Source organism: Microcoleus sp. K5-D4 (genome assembly GCF_036704575.1).
GTDB lineage: Bacteria > Cyanobacteriota > Cyanobacteriia > Cyanobacteriales > Microcoleaceae > Microcoleus.
On sequence record NZ_JAUBSD010000036.1, the window covers coordinates 19,358 to 37,350 of the forward strand.

The following is a 17,993-nucleotide window of genomic DNA, read 5'->3' on the forward strand; positions in this document are numbered from 1 at the left end:
CTTATCACTAATGCCCCTTACCGATGCCCAATTTTTAATTTTCCTGTGCGGTTTTGGCGATCGCACTTAACTGCAATCCCTGCGGATAGCTGTTTTCTTCTTTGCTGCGCTTGATGTCGGCCATTGAAATCTGCGGTTTGAGGTATTTTGCTAAAACTTTAACCACGTCGCCCCGATCGATCGTCCCCACTACTGAACCAATCGGCGAGAGGACGATGATTCGGGGGAGTTGGCGGGCTTCCATGCTGTTAATTACTTCTGCGAGGGATGCTTTTTCCGAGACTGTGGGGGTTTTTCCCAGGGGTTTCAAAATGTTGTGCAAAGTCTGAACTTGCCATTGACTGCGTTCTGTGAAGCGGATATCGTCGATCGACACTAAGCCCAAATCCCGGCCGTTGGTCGCAGCAATGTAAAATGGAAACGGATTGACTTCTAACAAATATCGATCTGCAAATTCTCGCAGAGTCAAATCTGCATCTACAACTCGAAACTCGCGACTCATCGTATCGCTGGCTTTAATTTTGAGCAGGGCTTCTTGCAGCGAAGTAACTTGGCTATAAGCAGTGGCATTGCGAATGCCAAACCAGCCGATTAGCGCAATCCACAAGCCGCCGTACTCGCGCGCTAAAAAGCATAAACTCAGACCCAAAGCAACAGCCAGCCAACCTAAAACTTGTCCTGTTTTTGCCGCCCAGCGAACGCCGGCAAATCGAGAGCCGGTGATTTTCCAAATTGCTGCTTTTAAAACTTGTCCTCCATCCAAAGGCAGACCGGGAATTAAGTTAAATAATCCCAAAACGAGGTTGATTAGTGCTACCCTTTCCGTGACAATTGCTAGCAAACTTTTCGGGGGAAGAACTTGAGAACCCAAACCGAGGATTAAAAACAGCGCAAAGCTGACTAGAGGGCCGGCAATGGCTACTTGAAAAGCTTGACCGGGAGTTTTTGATTCCGAGTCGATCGAAGCTACTCCGCCAAATAAGAATAAGGTAATAGAATTAACTTTAATGCCTTGCGATATCGCGGCCAAGCTGTGTCCGAGTTCGTGCAAGAGCACGGAAGCAAACAGTAGCAGAGCTATTGCTAACCCCGCACTCCACGAGAGCGCAGGCCCCCACAGGCGGTAACTGCTGGCGTATTCGCGGGTTGCTAAAGCTAAAATTATAAACCACGAATAATCTATAACTAGGGGGATGCCAAATAAAGAGCCGATTCGCCAACCTGTCTGCATGAAGTTTCCTGGGAAAGGAGAGCAAGAAAGAGTTTCTATTATATCTTTTCTACTCCTTGCCTTTGCCTTTCCCCTGATTTTTACAGAACTCCGGCGTTACCCAAGCCCAAGATTACTCCGGCTCCGAGCAAGTGGCCGAAGCTGGCTGTTGCCAGCAATTCTGGTACGCCGAAGCCTTTGAACATTCCAGGGAGTGCAACGGGTAAAGCTGGGCCCTTGCCTCGGTTTTGCTTGGAGATGCCGTAGTAGCCGATCGTGATCGCCAACAAATTACATAAAATCATTGTCAGTCCTACCAGTGGCGACCACTCGGGTGTTGAGGGAGCGGTAGATTGTACGGCTAACAGCAAAGATGAGGTGATCATGTTCTTATCTCCTGATTTCACAGATAAATTGATTTCCAAGATTATAAAAAGCGGTTTGCATTAAACTAAGATTTGTTTTAATAGTTAACAATTCGTTGATATTTTGATACAACTGCGGAACCGAGGAGGAAGAGTGCGGGTTAAAATTTGCGGAATCACTAAATTAGACCAAGGAATTGCGATCGCCCGCTTGGGAGCCCAGGCTTTAGGGTTTATCTGCGTGCCGGCTTCCCCCCGCTATGTCAGCCCAGAAACAATTCGCCTGATTGTCGAGCAGTTGCCGGAAAATGTCGATCGCATCGGCGTTTTTGCCAACACCACAATAGAAAATATCTGTCAAGTAGCGGCAGAGTCAAATTTAAGCGGGGTGCAGTTGCATGGAGATGAAACAGCGGAATATTGCGATCGACTGCGGGAGTTTTTGCCGGGAATTGAAATTATAAAAGCCCTAAGAGTTAAGACTCCTGAAACTTTAGCCAGCGCTGCTGTTTATGCTGTTCGTGTCGATACTTTACTACTGGATGCTTACCATCCAGAGCAATTGGGCGGTACTGGTAAAACGATCGACTGGATGATGTTATCAGAGTTTAGACCGCAGTGTCCTTGGCTGCTGGCGGGCGGTTTAACACCCGATAATATTTTAAATGCAATTGATAGCGCGATCGGCAATAACTTCAGCGGTGTTGATCTTTCTAGCGGCGTAGAAATAGCGCCGGGAGATAAAGATTTGACCAAAGTTGCTCAGTTGTTTGCTAATTTAAGTCAACTTGCTCATCATTGATAAATTGGCAATACCAAATTCGCGCTTTTTATCGGATTTATTCTTTAGTCTGCTTGGGCGAAGCCTGCCGTAGACTAGGTAGACTTCGTTTGTATAGTAGCGGTTTCAACCGCAGTTTATTTCCTTTATTGTTTTATCGGCGGATCTCAAAAGTGCACTCGCCCTCCGGGTCTTCGTATTCCAAAACCAACTCACTAACCCTAGCACCGGTGGGGCCGCGTCGGCACCAACTAATCATTTCTTCCACAGCTTTTTTGGAGCCTTCAAAGACAGCCTCGACGCGGCCGTCAGGGAGGTTTCTTACCCAGCCGCCCAGGCCGAAATACTTTGCTTGATTCATCGTTGAATATCGGTATCCTACTCCTTGAACTAATCCGGAAACAAAAACGTGGACTCTGACGGGCGGCGATGATTGGTTTTGCATAATAAACGGCTCAACTTACTGCTAACATCTGTTTGAAAATTTTAAGGATCAGTTTGATTATGTTAAATTTTAGTGCGATCTCGCTGCCGGGATTCCTGATACGCCGTATCACCCTGGCTTTTTCAACTATTCCCGATTTCACTGATTGGCTGGTTGCAGCTATGCTCGCGCTGGTTTACACTTTGATCGCTCTTTCCGTGGGTTTTTGGTCGGGATTTCTAAAAGTAGACGTGCAAACCTCTCGGCGTACAATTGTGGGAGTGCTTCTTGGCTGTTTGTTAAGTCCGGGCATCACCGAGGAATTATGGTTCCGGGTGTTAATGCTGCCGCACCCGTTCGAGAAGGCTTCTGGGTTAATGCTGTGGCTTTGGGGATGTGCGAGTTTGGCGGTTTTTGTAGTTTACCACCCGCTGAACGCGCTAACTTTTTACCCGGTTGGTCGATCGACCTTTATGAATCCAGTGTTTTTGCTACTGGCGGCAATTTTGGGAGTTGCGTGCTCCCTCGCATACCTGCAAAGCGGTTCTATCTGGCCTGCGGTGGCGATTCACTGGCTGGCAGTGACAGGCTGGCTGTTGCTACTGGGCGGTTACAGGAGGCTGTATGGTTAAATGTAAAAAGTCCAGCATCACTATTTTGTCGGGAGGATCTCAGTTGTGGGTATCATAGGAGCGATCTTAGGTTTTTTGGCAGGGGTAGCAGTTGCTTACTGGTTAGTGGAAAAGCGCTTAAACAAGCAAAAACAAGAATACTTGCAGCAAACTAGCAGAATTAGTGAAGAAATAGAATTAGCTCAAATGTCTCGGGTGCGACAAGCTGTCGAATCTCAGCAACAAGAACGCGAAAATCAGCTTAGAAAAGCTACTATCGAACACGAAAATTTACTCAGACAAGTTACTACCCAATACGAAAACCAGATCAAACAAGTTGCGGCTCAATATGAAAATCAGCTCCAACAAGTTTTGGCAGAACGCGACAGTCAGATCCAACCAGTTGCCAACGTAGACGAGTACGAGCTGCGGCGACAAATCAGCGAGGAATTAGAAGTCGCTAACAATGCTAGGATGCAGCAAAATATCCAATCTTTGCAAGCAGAACACGAACATCATTTACTCAGAGTTGCTGACGAATTGCATATAAATTATCAAGCTCAGATGGAGCAACATTTGCAAAACCTGCAAAATGAACACGAAATTCGCTTGAGGCAAATTGCCGAGGAATATGAGAACCGCGAGGTTGAGATGCAGTTAAATATGGAGGCTTTGCAAGAGCAATACGAGAGTCAGTTGCAAGCGGCTCACGAGCAGTTGAGAGATCACGAAGCTCAGATGCAAGCTACTATCAGGTCTTTGCAAGAGCAGTACGAGAGTAATGTACAGCAACAAGAAGTCCCCGAGGATCAGTTCAGTCAGTTAAATCCCACAGAATTTGGAGAATATTTACCACAAGAAGAAGTTTGGCAGGACCAGTCAAGTGAGTTAAATCAAACAGAAGTTCAAGAAGAGTTAAATTACACAGATTTTTCGGAACCACAACCAATTGATTTACATCAACCAGCAGTAGAACCACAGCTTCCAATTACCAGACAAGCAACAAGCTATTCCCTACCGCAGTTGATGGGATGTGTTCAAAGTCAGGATAAAGAAACCCGCAAGTTTGCAGCGTCTGCTTTAGGTAAAATGGCTGCTGCTAATGCTCTGAGAGCCGAAGGTCAGCGAGCAATAGAAACCTTGGGAAAATTAGCTCAAGATATTCACCCGGAGGTGCGCCAAGCTGCTGTGGAAGCACTAGCAATGATTAAGTCTGAAAAAGTGATTCCGCTGCTACAAAAAGCTTTGCGAGATATAGATAGCGGTGTGGCTAAATCGGCAAGTGCTGCGCTCAATAAGTTTAAGTTTTATCCGCGCACTCCGCCGGCTAAGCCGAAAACTGTTGATCTGAAGAAACCAAAGCGTTAAGCATTTACGATCACAAATAAATATAGCAATTGTCAATTGTCTACCACACAGTAGGGATACAACATTGTTGTGTCCTTACCGAGGTGCTATATTTCACTCAATTTCGATTACTAACACAAACTTTGGAGGTTGGGCTAAGGAAAGAAATCAAACTCAATTATTCGATCGACAACTCGCCCAATCCTTAGCAGCAATTACCGACACCCCGCCAGCCGAGGCCGGTAGGTTTGATGATACCCTGCCAACGGCTTTGGCGGCAATTGAGTCGCGCAAAATCTGTTTAAGATTGTGGTTTAACCGATCTGTTGTACTACTGTTAAAAACGTTGCTTTGTACCGAGTATAAATTTGAGGTCGCCGGAGTCGCTAACAGCCATATCTAAGCGAATTAATCCAAAGGACGATCGCACCCTCACACCCACCCCAACACCTGCCCCAGTCCCCGGTTTGTCCCTGACTACCGCCGGTTTTCCGAGTACGCTATCTCCTGTTCCTAAATCCGACGCAAAATCAACAAATATTACGCCGCCCACATCCTGACCCACAGGGAACCGATATTCGCCGGAAGCTAAAAAATAACTCCGGCCACTGCCAATATCCCCGCTATCGTAACCCCGCACGGAATTGCGGCCACCGAGGCGAAAAGCTTCCGTTGGTGGCAAATCCCCGATTACCGTACCCGCTTGCAAGTTAAAAGCCAGCATTTCGGGCAAGGCTTCGGACTCGCTGATGCCCAGGAAAGTTAGTGGTACATAGTGTATATAATTTGCTAACAGCCTGTTGCTCACAATGTTACCTCGTCCCAGAGGTATCGACTGCTCGGTGCTGAGGCTGAGAATCGATCCACTGGTGGGGTTGAAGGGATTGTCCCGCCGATCGCGCATTGCGCCAAAAGAAACAGTGTATAACTCGTCAACGCCGCTGCCGCTGAATGTGAGAGGATTGCCGAGTTCGTCGCGGCGGGCGATATTTAAGTTGCGATCGCGCGTACTGATGTTTGTATAGTTCAGTCCCAAAGTCGATTGCCAATCGCCCAAAGGTCTGGTAAACCTCAGATTTCCCCCCATCCGAATTTCCCGAACTCGGTTCCCGTTGGGCAAATCAATATCTTTGTTGAAAATTTCCGATATTCTGCGATCGCCAAAAGCTCTCACACTGTATCCCAAACGGTCTTCGGCGGCAACGTAAGGGCTGACAAACTGGACATCGTACTGGATACCTCGGAGGCTGGGCTGAAGATCCACCGCTAGCCGCTGTGGCGTTGTGCCAAAAGTTCGATCGGTATATGAAAGAGGAACAGCAACGCCAACATCATCACTAAGACTGGCACTTACGCTAAAAGATCGAGCCGATCGCTCTTGAACGTTGTAGATTACATTAACATCCGTGCCAACTTCTTCGATCGAAACCGTAACCTTGTCAAACAATCCCAATTGCTGCAACTGCTGCAAGTCCGATCGTACAACTTCCCGGCTATAGTTATCCCCCGCCTTGAGTTTGAGCTCACCTCGGATAAAATCTTCCGAAATTCTGCCCTCAACCGGATTCCCTTTTTTATCAACAGCTTCGCCTCTGGAATTGACAAAGCGAATTTTCACCTCTGCAACGTAAACGCCCTCAGCGTTGCCTGCTTGACTGATTTGTAGAGTACCGCCTAGCTGTCGGGCGTTGCTGTTTACTGCTTCGGGGATTTCGGGGTTTGCCACGATCGTCGCCGGAGTTTTTAACGATGTAAAATCTTTATTGTGGCTGGACTTGAGTGATATCAATTCCGGTTGCACCGGAATGACTGTTGACTGTTGACTGTTGGCTGTTGACTGTTGACTCCGGGTGGAAAAACTCAATGGTTGAGTGTTAACTGTTGACTCAATTTTATTATTGTGATGCAACCGGAAACGATATGAGGGCGATTCACTAGGAGATAGCTGCGCCGCGCCTACTTCTGGAGAAGCTGCGAGCTCATCGGATGCCGGCAAATCCTGCACAGTTGGGTTCACCTCATCCGATTGGTGACTATTTAAGACTGGAAGCGATAACAAATGTCGCTTGTCATCAAGTCTAGATCCCCCTAAATCCCCCTTAAGAAGACCCACTTTGAGCATATTTCTTGTCCCCCCCTTATTAAGGGGGGTTAGGGGGGATCTAGACTTCGCTACAAACAAGAGAGACGGTCGGTTTGACGTTAAGTTATCACCAATGACCTCATCCTCCCTCTGCGCCCTCTGTGCCTGTGCGGTTCCCTCTCTAAACTCCGCCTCAGTCGCTGCGGCACTCGGATCGATCGCCCGCGCTGCCAATTCGCCGCCAGCCAGCGCAGCCAAAGTCAAAAATGCAATAATCGAAATTCGCATAGACATTAAATTTAAAACACACCGAACGCATATTACCCAAAACCGGGCCCCCTGCATAATTAGCCGAAAAGAAACCCGGTATTGTTGAGGCTACCGGGTTTCTGGGATGCTGAAATGTGCGAAAGTTCGATCGACCGCGGGCGATCGTAAAATTTGTTTAAATAGCTTGTCGAGAAACTCGTTTCTCAAAATGAGCCTGAGTCTGCTGCAACAGTTGTTCGCGACTATCCTTAGCGGTGGTAATGGTAGGGAGCAAGTTGCGAGCTTGTAAAGTCATGTGAAGCTGTAGGTGTGCTACGTACTCACTGACATCTTCGCGAAGAGAGCAAGCCGGGTACTGTTTTAAAGTAGAGTTCAAAGTGTTCTCCTGCTTTGAGTTTGTAGTATTTTCTAATAATCATAGACAATATCATGGTCTATTTCTAACTGTGTACTCCGTAATGAAGTTTAACCTTTGGACTGCTTTTTTGTTACAATTGTTTACAAAGATTTCTTACCTATCAGGAGTCGAGTCCCATGCAGTCTCAAGCACTTGCAGGACAAAAGCACATATTAAGTACATTTGTCAATAGCACCACCCAAATAGCCGCCTACCTCGACATCGGGTGCGGCAGACCCTTATTGATGCTGCACGGTTTCTTAGGAGAAAAGACTTGCTGGCTGCCATTAATTGAGTTATTGCAATCTCAGTTTCGGTGCATCAGTTTAGATATGTTGGGTTTTGGAGAATCCAGCAAACCAGAAATCCGCTACGACGTAGCTGTAGAAGTTGCTTTTGTGCGGCAAGTTGTAGAACAACTAAATATCGAACCATGCTGCATCATCGGACATTCTTTTGGCGGTTGAGTAGCATCTGCATATTCCCTCAAATATCCTAATTCTGTGAGCAGTTTAGTGTTAGCAGCACCAGCCGGAATTCGGGACGACAGTTTTTGCGGTCAATACGATGCTTTGCGGCCGCTGTTGTGGGAAACCCCAGCCGTTGATTGGGCCTTGCAGTTGGCAAAACCTTTTGCTAGTTTAGCGGGAAAAAGTGAGCAATTGCAGCAAATTTATGGGTGGCGCAGGGAGTTAATGTCTCAACCAGTAGCAAGGTCATTTTTAATGAGTCGGATGCGGCCAGAAGATGCAGTGGATACAGTAGAAAAAGAAATTCACCAATTGCAAATTCCTACCTTAGTCATCGCAGCAGATAGTGACGAAACAATTCCTCTATGGCACTGTGAAACCTACGCTAACGAGATACCGGGGGCAGAGTTAGCAATTATTCCCAATGCTGATCACGGCTTGCCGCAAACTCAAGCTCAAATTATGGCGAAGTTGACTTGTGAATTTTTGAATAATTAAGAAAAACTGTGCAAGAAGCCTAATCCTAAAAAGTGTGATAAGCCACCAAGTGCCAATAATTGTGTTTTAGTATACTACTTTATTAGGAAATACAGAATATATTGATTAGTGTCTTGTACAATTATTTTTATGGCTCTTAAATCTTGTGTCAGCACGAGCTACAGACATTTAGTTGAGTCGGGGATATTACCAATGGCGGCAATGAGGAACTATTTTAATCTGGAAGAAATTACGACAGCCAGAAAAATTAGTGCTGCGGTAATTAACATCAGCGGCCGCCAGCGAATGCTTTCCCAACGAACGGCTTTTTTTTGCATGAGGTTAGTTTGCTCTCAGAATGGGGTAGAAAGAGCCCAACTGCGGGTGAATTTGTTAGAAGCGATCGAGCTTATGGAAAAATCGCACCGCGACTTAATTAATATTGGTAGCAGCGTCAACTTAGTGAGTCCCCCTTCAGGCGCCCTCAAGGCAATGTATTTTGAGCCGCCACTGTATTTAGACAAGCAAGTGCGCGCATATATCGATCGAATAAAAGCATTGGTGCAAGTTCCCGATGCCGAACTCATGCTGGAAAATCCCCACCTGCTGTACATTGTCGAAGCAGCGGGCGGCGACTTGCTAGAAGCTTTCGATGCCGTGGTGAGTCAATACCAGCAAGAAAGCGAAATAGAACAATTTGAAATCGACCTCAAACAGGTAGAACTTTATCAAGAAAGTTGTGCTGCTACCTCGAAAGCGGAAGCTCAAGCCGCCCAGCTCGATCGCGCACTTCGCGAACTAAAACAAACTCAAGCTCAACTCCTCCACAGCGAAAAAATGTCTTCGCTGGGGGCGTTAATGGCTAGTATCGTCCACGAAATTAATAACCCAGTTAGTTTTATTTACGGCAACTTGAGCCATGCCGCAATTTATACTCAAGATTTGTTGCACCTGCTGTGTCTCTATCAAGAATGCTATCCCAATCCCTGTCCAGAAATCACAGCTAAAATCGAAGAGATAGATCTTGGTTTTCTAGTTGAAGACTTGCCTAAAGTTATCTCTTCCATGCAAATGGGTTCCAATCGCATTCGCGAAATTGTCAAATCTATGGGCAATTTTTCGCGAACCGATAACAGTAACATGACCATGTGCGACTTGCACGACAGCATTGATAGCACCGTGTTAATTTTGCGAAACCGTCTCAATTCTCAAATAGACCGTCGCGACATTCAAGTAATTAAAAATTATGGAAAATTACCTCATGTAGAGTGTTATTCAGGACAGCTAAATCAAGTATTTATGAATCTAATTACCAATGCCATTGATGCTTTGGACGAGACATCACAAAATCAGCCTTATGCTGCGCTCAAAATTTCGATAACCACAGAATTAGCTGGGCCCGATCGCGTGAGAGTGCGGATTGCTGACACGGGGCCCGGAATGACACCACAGATAAAAGAGCGAATGTTCGAGCAGTTTTTCACCACCAAGGAAATCGGTAAAGGTACCGGTTTAGGATTGTCTATTGTCTACAAAATCTTAGTAGACAATCACCGAGGATCGCTTCGGTGCGAGTCGGAACCCGGCAAGGGAACCGAGTTTATCATTGAACTGCCGATCCAGCAAACTTAAGCAATTTACTAATCATCCACATTTATCTATGTTAACTGTGGCACGGGCGTCCTGCCTGTGTTAACTGTGTGTGGCACGGGCGTCCCGCCTGTGTTAACTGTAGTTAAAATTTACACATATCCTACGCTAATTCTAGCTTCAAAGTTGGCAACAGCTTTTCTAAATTTCTGAGAGATTTCTGTTGCCAAGGAATATCATTTGAACCCAATACCAAAAGTTGAATCGTTTTCTTTTTCCGGACGCTAATGACAAATTTAGACAGCATACTGATACCAGAACTGTTAACAAATTCCAATTGTTTTAGGTTCAAGGTAATAGTAGGCGGTTCGCCATTGGCGATCTCATCTAACAATTCGGCTATTGGGGCATATTCTGGAGGGCCACTCAGGCTGAGTTCGCCTTGGAAAGTGACTGTGACTGATTCTGGATCGTACTGGATGCTGTAATCTTCACCTTTAATTTCTTGAATGCCCATTGTGATTTGGTTTCCTGACTAATATATTGCGATCGCACAAGAGAGTAAATATTGAAATGCTAGAAACTAGACCCTAATTTGAACGACAGTCGTAACAATGATGGTATCACTATCTGGCCTGCGATCGAATTTCCAACCTATCTTAGCTGAATAGTCATTAATCATCGTCAGCAATCCCAATCCCGAGGTATCGCTTTCAGATTCCGCATTCTTTTCAAGCTGCTGCAAATAAAGTTCATTTGGATCGGAATCGAGAATTTCTTCAATAAACTCCTTCAACTTCTTCGCCCCTTCTGGATTGACACTATTACTGGCAAAAATTACCGCCGTCACCTCGGTTTCACCAATAAAATGTATACCAAATCTGACCTTGTAATTGATATCATCCTTATTAAATTTTATCGCATTTTCTAACAGTTCGTTGGCGACATAGCTAACAGCTCCTTTGCTTTCTTTTATCCGTTTCTCACTGCTAGCATCCTCCTCATCCACGGGTAGAAAGCTAGACAAATAATCGGCTACAAAATGAGCTGAAAGCCGATTGTTGCGCCAGCGCTGTTTGATCGGGCGAGAACTGGGAGTAAATGTAAGTTCTAGGGAGTCGTGTTCAGGAGGAAAATCTTCAATGAATTCTCCAAAGATTTGTGTCATTGTTTTTAAGCTTCCAGATGTCATGATGTTTTTATCTCCAATTGATGTATTAATGTCACTTCTGAGTGAATTTCCACACGCCATTCCAGTTAGCAGGAAGACTATTTTCTAACAGCAATTGGATGCGTTTTAGGTAAAGTTGACTTGGCTTGTCATCTGGATTTAGTGCTACTATCTGTTCAAAACAAGCTATGGCCTTAGCAAAGTTTCCCTGACAATATTCTTGGAGTCCCTCCTCAAATATAGGCAAAGTTTGAATTTTGAGCGATCGCACTGGCTCTACTTCAACATCTAACACCTCACAAACTGTAATGGCTTCTTGTCTACCTTTGACAATAGCCCGATCTAAAAAACGGATATGATACTTTTCGGGTTGACTCAAACGTTGTACCACATCTCCAGAAATTAATAAAGATACGCCATAATACTTAGTCAAACCTTCCAGACGAGCGGTGAGATTGACATGATCTGAGAGCGCATCTGCTTGCATCCGATTCGCATCTCCAATAATCCCAACCATCGTATCACCCACATGGATACCAATGCCAATTTTCAGCGGTATATCCCCATTTATTTTACGGCTTTGATTGTATTTCTGCAACTGTTCCAACTTCACAATTCCTGCCTGAATAGCATCATCCACGCCATCAGGAAAAACTGCCATAACTCCATCTCCTATATACTTGACAATAAAACCGTTGTGCTTACGAATTTCGGGACTAATTTGCTGTAAATAGTTATTGATGAAGTCAAAGTTTTCTTGAGGAGTCATTTGCTCCGCCATCGTGGTGAAGGAACGCATATCGGAAAACATAATTGCCATCTCTTTGCTCACGTGATCTCCAAGCTGGAAATCAACCATGCTTTGCTTGCCGAGAAATTGGAGAAATTCATCGGGAACAAAACGTCCGTAAGCCTGCAAAAGTTTCTCTAATTCTTGTTCCCGCGCTTTCACCGTTTGCACCATATGCGAGAATACCTGTGCCAGTTCTCCCAGTGCATCACTGCGCGCTGCCACATCTGACAATATCTGGGGTTGAAAGCTATTGTTTTTTACAGCAATAGCTGCATCTATAACTTTTTTTACCTGCTCGATGTAAGTCTGCATCTCTCGGTTTTTATGACGGATCTGGTTTTCCAGATCCGTAGAGTGTTGCGTGATAATTTCTACTAAGGTTTCATAGCTATTTTTTTCATCCTCTACTTCCTCAAGTTTTTCACTCAACTCCTGTAGCTGCGTATGGAGTTCTTCTGGAGATTTAGATGGTGCTAAATTTATTTGTGGTTTCATAATTTATACTTCCCAATGTGGAAGCGCAAAATTGTTTGACTTCCTCGCTGTAAATTATTATAACTTACACACGCGGAACTCGAAATCCTGTTTCTGCTTCGATGCTTGACCACTAAATCCAAAATTCCTCGTAGAAACCGGGTTGACGACCGTCAATCATAAATTATGTACAATATTTCCCTGTTGCTTCAATACTAGCAAAGTAATGTCATCAAATACCTTTTGTTCTCCAATAAATTTTCGCAAATCAGCGATGGTGGCTTCCTTGATTTGTTCGGCGGTCAAATGCCAGTTTTGAGAAACCACTTCACAGAGTCTTTCGATACCGTAGAATTTTTTGTGTATGTTTCTAGCTTCGGGGATGCCGTCAGTATAAAGCACCACCCCGTCCCCCGGCTCTAAGTCTACTAAAACATGGCTAATCCAATCGGAAATATCCTCATCTAAGGCGAGCGGAAATCCTAAATTTATTGTGTCTATCCGCTGGGTTTGACCACCTTTCCTGACCACAATAATTTCCTCATGTTGACCGCTGATACTAATGGTGCGATCCGCATAGTTTAGCAAAGCAAGTGTCATATTTTTGTCGGAGTTCATGCGCTGGACATTTTTATAAATAGTGCGGTTGAGGGTATCTAAAAAACGCACCGGGTCGGATTCTTGAATTTCCTGAAGAGTGCGGACAGCAGCTTGAGTCATCACCATCAAAATGCCACTTTCTAATCCGTGTCCGGTGACATCACCAATGCAAATCGTGACAACCCCGTTAGTACAAAGTACGTCGTAGTAATCACCGCCTACTTCCGAGGCTGGCTCCATAAATCCGGCAATATCTAAATCTTCAATCGCTGCGAGTTCAGCAGGTTTTGGCAGAATCAACTGCTGCATTTGTTTGAGCATATCGAGCTCGGAGCTCATGCGGAGGTTTTCCGCTTTCAGGCGCTGGTTGAGAGTGGCAATTTGTTTAGTGGCTGTGGCGAGTTCAGAGGTACGTTCTTTGACTTTATCTTCTAGCGTTTCAAAGGATTCTTGCTGTTGTCTCGCCATGCTGTTAAACGAATTTCTTAAGGTTTCAATTTCCCAAATCAGACTGGAAGCAACGTTCTGGTTAAGAACACCACCTGCTAGATATTCTGAAGCTTGAGCAATTTGATTCAGGGGGCGAGTAATCCAGCTAGCGGTGAAAATACCCACTCCAACAGAGACAATTAGAGCCACAATACACAGCAAAAATGTCTGGCGAGTGTTAGCATAAATTTGCGCCATAAAGTCGGCTTCAGGAACTACTACTACAATCAGCCAATTGAGACCGTACTTGTCAGTTAGCGGAGAAACTTGGATAAATTGCCGCTCACCGTTTAGCTTAAAGTCAAGTTGAACAGTTTGATGAATGTCTTCCAAACGCTTGAAGCGATCGAGCAGATAAACCACACTTTTACGCATCAATGGGTTGCTGCTTCCCTGTGCTTTTATCCGCTTTGTATCTTTGCCTTTTCCCACTGAAAGAGGCTGTTCTTTAAGCGAGGTGGCTATTAATTCACCCTGGGGTTCAATGATAAATACTTGACCGGAATTACCCACCCTTAAGGTTTGCAAAAAGTGACGAATTTGATCGAGTCCCATCTGGCAAGTCAGCACGCCAATTAGTTTCCCTTCGCCATTATAATAGGGTAGACTCGCATTAATTTGCAGCGTACCATAACCAAAATTAATATAAACTTCACTCCAAGCTGCCTGTTTCTTCTCAACAACAACTCTGTAAAAAGGGCGCGTGCGAACGTCATAATTGGGCGTAGTTTTGTCAATTTTTGTGGGGTTTCCATCAGCGTCAAGGTTGTAATATATCAAGTTGCCACCCCCGGAAACCAGTTGCTGGGCAAGCTGAGGTTGTTCAAGTCCAACCAGCCGATTTACCCAACCCACACGCAGGTACTGACCTTTTTCGTTGGCAATTCCCGCGTGACCGATCGACTTAAATTGCAGAACTTGTTTCCAAAAATAGGGTCTAGCTTGCTCCAAATCGTCAAAGTTCAACACTCCCAAAGGTACAGCATCCTGATTGATCTGATTCACCAGTGGCGGAGCTTCCAGATAGGTTTGAACACGTTCGTAAACTCTCGCACTCACTTCCTGCCGCAACTGAGTAACAATATCGTTAACTATCTGCTCTCCGTTTCTGTAAGAAAGATAGCCAACGCAGCCAACAGCAGCCAAAATTTGGAGAACAAAGGGAACTACCAAGACATTGCGGAGACGGAATTTGCCCGATCTGGAGACGATCGCACTTTTTTGAGAAACCATTGTTAAAAACACTCCCAGCGGGCAGTTTTTTGTTACAAGACTTGATAATGGATATATTAAGAGCGACTCACAATGTTATCATATCAAAAACTCAACCAACATCAAAAAATCGGCGTTCATCAGCGCTCATCTGCCTCCATCAGCGGTTACAATAAAAAAATAAATACTCAAAAAAATGCAAATTACTAACTCCCTCCACAGCGCCCTACTCATCTCCAACCTAGAAAAATCCCAACACTTTTACAGCACCGTACTAAGACTGCAAAAAATCGATCGAGACTTAAAATTTCCCGGAATCTGGTATCAAATCGGCGACTTCCAGCTCCACCTAATTTTAGCTGCAACAATTATCCCAGATGCCGTAGACCATGCCAAATGGGGACGCAACCGACATCTAGCATTTTCTGTTGCTAACTTAGAGGCAGCCAAACAGCAGTTAATCGCTCACAATTGCCCGTTTCAAATGAGCGCGTCAGGTCGATCGGCATTATTTACCCAAGATCCCGACGGCAACATCATCGAACTCAGCGAGTAACAGATGAAAATCATCGCTTATTCTTACACCGAACCGCTACTCGAAACAGCACCCGCACCGGAAATTTGGGGCCAAGAAGTCGATCGCACCTATCAAGACTTAGGAGGGCGGCAACAACTGCAACAACTCCTCAAAGACTGCCAAACAGAACCCGTCAAATACCTGTTAATTCAGCGCTTTGAAGAACTCGGCGACACGTTGCAGCAAGTGTGTTCGCACCTCGCCCAACTCGAAAACCTCGGCATCGAAATCATCGTACAAGCAGAGACAGAACCACGAAACCGCAAAAACTTGCTGCAAATCCTCGCAGAAATCCAGCGCAGCCAACACAGCCGGAGTATTCGCAAAGGACACGCCCGCAACCGCATCAAATCCCGGATTCCACCGGGTAAGGCTCCCTACGGCTACCGCCGCGGCAAAGATTGTTATACGATCGATAAAACCACCGCCCCCACCGTCAAAGACTTTTTTGAACACTTTTTAATTTACGGTTCCTTGCGAGGTTCCGTGCGGTATTTAGCCAAGAAATACAACAAAAAAATCTCTGTAAGTACCGGCCGCCGCTGGCTGATAAATCCCGCCTACCGAGGCGATTTGGAATATCAAAACGGTCAAGTAATTTCTAACACCCACGTCCCGATTATTTCCAGAGAAGAAGCAGCCCAAATAGACAGGTTACTGCGCCGTAACCGCTGCCTTTCACCTCGCAGCGCTAGCGCCCCACGTTCCCTCGCGGGTTTAGCAATTTGTGCAGAATGCCAATCGCCGATGACAGTTGCCAAAGTCACCTCCTACCGCCAAGAAAAAGAATACCTTTATTTGCGACCGATTAACTGTCCAAAACAGCCTAAATGTAGCGGCCTTTCCTACGATGAAATATTGCAATTAACCATCGCCGGTATTTGTCGGGATTTACCCGATGCTGTTGCTGGGTTGCAAATGCCGAATATGAATGGAATTAAAGCAGGAATTGTCAGGGCGATCGCATCCAAACAAGAAATCATAGAGCAACTTTCCGCCCTGATTGACAGCGGCATTTTAGACACCGAAACGGCAGAGTTTAGAGCCTACAAAATCCGCACCGAAATTGCCGAACTGCAAAGCAAATTAGCGCAACTACCCCCAGTAAACTTGCGAGAAACTGCCCAAACTGTTTCCCTTCCACAATTTTGGCTCGATTTATCAGAATCAGAACGCAGGTTTTACTTTCGAGAATTTATCGATCGCATTGAAATCGTCCGGGAAAATACAAATTGGAAACTGCAAATTATTTTCATTTTTTAAGAATTAGCTAGACGTTCATCCATAGCTCGTAGGTTAGATGCCCAACTTCTTAAATAAGGGGGGTATTTGGGTACTCTATTAGTTCGCTAGGAGTGGACTTCGTTTGACAAGCATCGGTTTCTACCGCTGGATTATCTTTTTTACCTTTTAGCCAATAGACGCTCATCTCTCCTTTTCCTTTAATCGTTATCGCACCTCTTTCCTCAAATAAATACCGATTTTTTAACAGTTCGTAAATAGCGGTAGTAACTTGAATATATCCCGGTAATCCTTGACATTCCATCCGAGAAGCAACATTAACAGTATCTCCCCACAAGTCATAGATAAATTTTTTAGTGCCAATTACGCCAGCAACTACTGGCCCTGTATGAATGCCAATCCGAATTTGAAATGGTTCGCCTCTGTCATTTTGAAAATCAGCGATCGCTTCCTGCATATCCAAGGCCATATTCGCGATCGCTTCTGCATGATCTGCCCTCGGCACCGGCAACCCCCCCGCTACCATATAAGCATCTCCAATGGTTTTAATTTTTTCCAAACCGTGTTTTTCAGTTAGTTGGTCAAACCTGGAAAAAATTTGGTTCAATACATTTACCAATTCTAGAGGTAACATTCTAGCAGCAATAGACGTAAAATCGACAATATCGGCAAAAAGAACTGTTGCTGAATCAAACCTCTGGGCAGGAGAACCCTCGCCCTTTTTCAAATTTTCAACAATCGCTGCTGGTAAAATATTCAGCAATAAATGATCCGACTTTGTTTGAGCAAGCCGTAAAGCTAGCTCCACCCCCTGCCGCTCTTTAATTTCGTTTTGCAAACGTTCGACAAGTTCTTGGGATTGCTTCGTGTGCTCTTGAAGTAACTGTTTTTGACTTTGAATTGTTAACTGATTTGCCACTCGTGCCAATACTTCTTTACCGTGAAAAGGTTTAGTAATATAGTCAACTGCTCCCACCTCAAAAGCTTTCACCTTATCTAAAACGTCATCTAAGGCGCTTAAGAAAATTACCGGAATGGAACTGGTTTTTGGTGAAGCTTTCAACTTTGCACATACCTCATATCCATTCATATCTGGCATCATCACGTCCAGCAAAATTAGAGTTGGCGGAAACTCTTGCACTGTAGCGATCGCCCTTTGCCCGTTCAGCGCTTTACGAACCTGATACCCTTGTTCGGTCAAGATTGTAGATAAAAGCCGCACATTATCGGGCTTATCATCAACTACTAAAATGTTGGCTTGAATTGTAGGATATTGATGGCTGTCCATGCGATCGCTCACGGTAGTTTGTCAAGATAACAGATATTAACACTTAAGAATTTTACCTCAAAAAAAACGAAACAGTATAAATTCCTATTTTATCTCCTAAAAAGAGATGGCAAGGAGACGCT

General features: G+C 44.9%; 18 protein-coding genes. 8 read left to right on the forward strand and 10 right to left on the reverse strand.

Annotated features, from left to right (window positions below; all coding sequences use genetic code 11):
• Nucleotides 1-34 precede the first annotated feature (34 nt).
• The gene (locus QUA77_RS13515) at nucleotides 35-1,231 is read right to left on the reverse strand and encodes a site-2 protease family protein (protein WP_333450546.1); all 1,197 of its coding nucleotides are present in this window, start codon (nucleotides 1,229-1,231) and stop codon (nucleotides 35-37) included.
• Between the two features lie 80 nt (nucleotides 1,232-1,311).
• The gene (psaK, locus tag QUA77_RS13520; RefSeq protein ID WP_333040629.1) at nucleotides 1,312-1,596 is read right to left on the reverse strand and encodes a photosystem I reaction center subunit PsaK; all 285 of its coding nucleotides are present in this window, start codon (nucleotides 1,594-1,596) and stop codon (nucleotides 1,312-1,314) included.
• 133 nt (nucleotides 1,597-1,729) lie between these two features.
• Here psaK and QUA77_RS13525 point away from each other — a divergent pair, with 133 nt between their 5' ends.
• Nucleotides 1,730-2,377, forward strand: a complete 648-nt coding sequence (locus QUA77_RS13525) for a phosphoribosylanthranilate isomerase (RefSeq protein ID WP_333450547.1) — start codon at nucleotides 1,730-1,732, stop codon at nucleotides 2,375-2,377.
• Between the two features lie 133 nt (nucleotides 2,378-2,510).
• Here the strand turns inward: QUA77_RS13525 and QUA77_RS13530 are convergent, their stop codons facing one another.
• On the reverse strand, nucleotides 2,511-2,801 hold the full coding sequence (locus QUA77_RS13530; protein WP_333450548.1) for an acylphosphatase: 291 nt from the start codon (nucleotides 2,799-2,801) through the stop codon (nucleotides 2,511-2,513).
• A gap of 59 nt (nucleotides 2,802-2,860) precedes the next feature.
• Here QUA77_RS13530 and QUA77_RS13535 point away from each other — a divergent pair, with 59 nt between their 5' ends.
• Both QUA77_RS13535 and QUA77_RS13540 read left to right on the forward strand, forming a co-directional pair.
• Entirely contained in the window at nucleotides 2,861-3,412 is a 552-nt protein-coding gene (locus tag QUA77_RS13535; RefSeq protein ID WP_333450549.1) for a CPBP family glutamic-type intramembrane protease, read from the forward strand.
• Between the two features lie 45 nt (nucleotides 3,413-3,457).
• The gene (locus tag QUA77_RS13540; RefSeq protein WP_333040620.1) at nucleotides 3,458-4,759 is read left to right on the forward strand and encodes a HEAT repeat domain-containing protein; all 1,302 of its coding nucleotides are present in this window, start codon (nucleotides 3,458-3,460) and stop codon (nucleotides 4,757-4,759) included.
• 316 nt (nucleotides 4,760-5,075) lie between these two features.
• Here the strand turns inward: QUA77_RS13540 and QUA77_RS13545 are convergent, their stop codons facing one another.
• Both QUA77_RS13545 and QUA77_RS13550 read right to left on the reverse strand, forming a co-directional pair.
• Complete coding sequence (locus QUA77_RS13545; RefSeq protein WP_333040615.1) at nucleotides 5,076-7,115, reverse strand: BamA/TamA family outer membrane protein; 2,040 nt, start codon at nucleotides 7,113-7,115, stop codon at nucleotides 5,076-5,078.
• Between the two features lie 151 nt (nucleotides 7,116-7,266).
• Complete coding sequence (locus QUA77_RS13550; RefSeq protein WP_006634481.1) at nucleotides 7,267-7,467, reverse strand: hypothetical protein; 201 nt, start codon at nucleotides 7,465-7,467, stop codon at nucleotides 7,267-7,269.
• A 158-nt stretch (nucleotides 7,468-7,625) separates the two neighbouring features.
• Between QUA77_RS13550 and QUA77_RS13555 the strand changes: the two genes are divergently transcribed.
• The 3 genes from QUA77_RS13555 to QUA77_RS13565 all read left to right on the forward strand — a co-directional run bounded on the left by QUA77_RS13555 (nucleotide 7,626) and on the right by QUA77_RS13565 (nucleotide 10,067).
• A complete protein-coding gene (locus QUA77_RS13555; protein WP_333450551.1) occupies nucleotides 7,626-7,955 on the forward strand; it encodes an alpha/beta fold hydrolase in 330 nt (109 codons plus the stop codon).
• Nucleotides 7,956-7,991: 36 nt separating this feature from the next.
• Nucleotides 7,992-8,456, forward strand: a complete 465-nt coding sequence (locus QUA77_RS13560) for an alpha/beta hydrolase (RefSeq protein ID WP_333450552.1) — start codon at nucleotides 7,992-7,994, stop codon at nucleotides 8,454-8,456.
• Between the two features lie 129 nt (nucleotides 8,457-8,585).
• Entirely contained in the window at nucleotides 8,586-10,067 is a 1,482-nt protein-coding gene (locus QUA77_RS13565; RefSeq protein ID WP_333059403.1) for an ATP-binding protein, read from the forward strand.
• 121 nt (nucleotides 10,068-10,188) lie between these two features.
• On the opposite strand, the gene QUA77_RS13570 is transcribed toward QUA77_RS13565, so the two are convergent.
• The 4 genes from QUA77_RS13570 to QUA77_RS13585 form a co-directional block, all read right to left on the reverse strand.
• Nucleotides 10,189-10,542, reverse strand: coding sequence for a slr1659 superfamily regulator (locus QUA77_RS13570; RefSeq protein WP_333450554.1), 354 nt, complete (start codon nucleotides 10,540-10,542; stop codon nucleotides 10,189-10,191).
• Between the two features lie 66 nt (nucleotides 10,543-10,608).
• On the reverse strand, nucleotides 10,609-11,217 hold the full coding sequence (locus tag QUA77_RS13575; protein ID WP_333059402.1) for a DUF6272 family protein: 609 nt from the start codon (nucleotides 11,215-11,217) through the stop codon (nucleotides 10,609-10,611).
• A gap of 31 nt (nucleotides 11,218-11,248) precedes the next feature.
• A complete protein-coding gene (locus tag QUA77_RS13580; protein ID WP_333450557.1) occupies nucleotides 11,249-12,484 on the reverse strand; it encodes an adenylate/guanylate cyclase domain-containing protein in 1,236 nt (411 codons plus the stop codon).
• Nucleotides 12,485-12,640: 156 nt separating this feature from the next.
• Entirely contained in the window at nucleotides 12,641-14,785 is a 2,145-nt protein-coding gene (locus QUA77_RS13585; protein ID WP_333450558.1) for a SpoIIE family protein phosphatase, read from the reverse strand.
• A gap of 175 nt (nucleotides 14,786-14,960) precedes the next feature.
• On the opposite strand from QUA77_RS13585, the gene QUA77_RS13590 reads away from it, so the two are divergent.
• Together QUA77_RS13590 and QUA77_RS13595 are read left to right on the forward strand one after the other, a co-directional pair.
• Nucleotides 14,961-15,320 (forward strand): VOC family protein, encoded by a 360-nt coding sequence (locus tag QUA77_RS13590; protein WP_333040601.1) that lies wholly within the window; start codon nucleotides 14,961-14,963, stop codon nucleotides 15,318-15,320.
• Between the two features lie 3 nt (nucleotides 15,321-15,323).
• Nucleotides 15,324-16,604: a recombinase family protein gene (locus tag QUA77_RS13595; RefSeq protein ID WP_333450560.1), complete on the forward strand. Its 1,281-nt coding sequence runs from the start codon at nucleotides 15,324-15,326 to the stop codon at nucleotides 16,602-16,604.
• Nucleotides 16,605-16,653: 49 nt separating this feature from the next.
• On the opposite strand, the gene QUA77_RS13600 is transcribed toward QUA77_RS13595, so the two are convergent.
• Entirely contained in the window at nucleotides 16,654-17,871 is a 1,218-nt protein-coding gene (locus QUA77_RS13600) for an adenylate/guanylate cyclase domain-containing protein (RefSeq protein ID WP_333040649.1), read from the reverse strand.
• Between the last annotated feature and the right edge of the window lie 122 nt (nucleotides 17,872-17,993).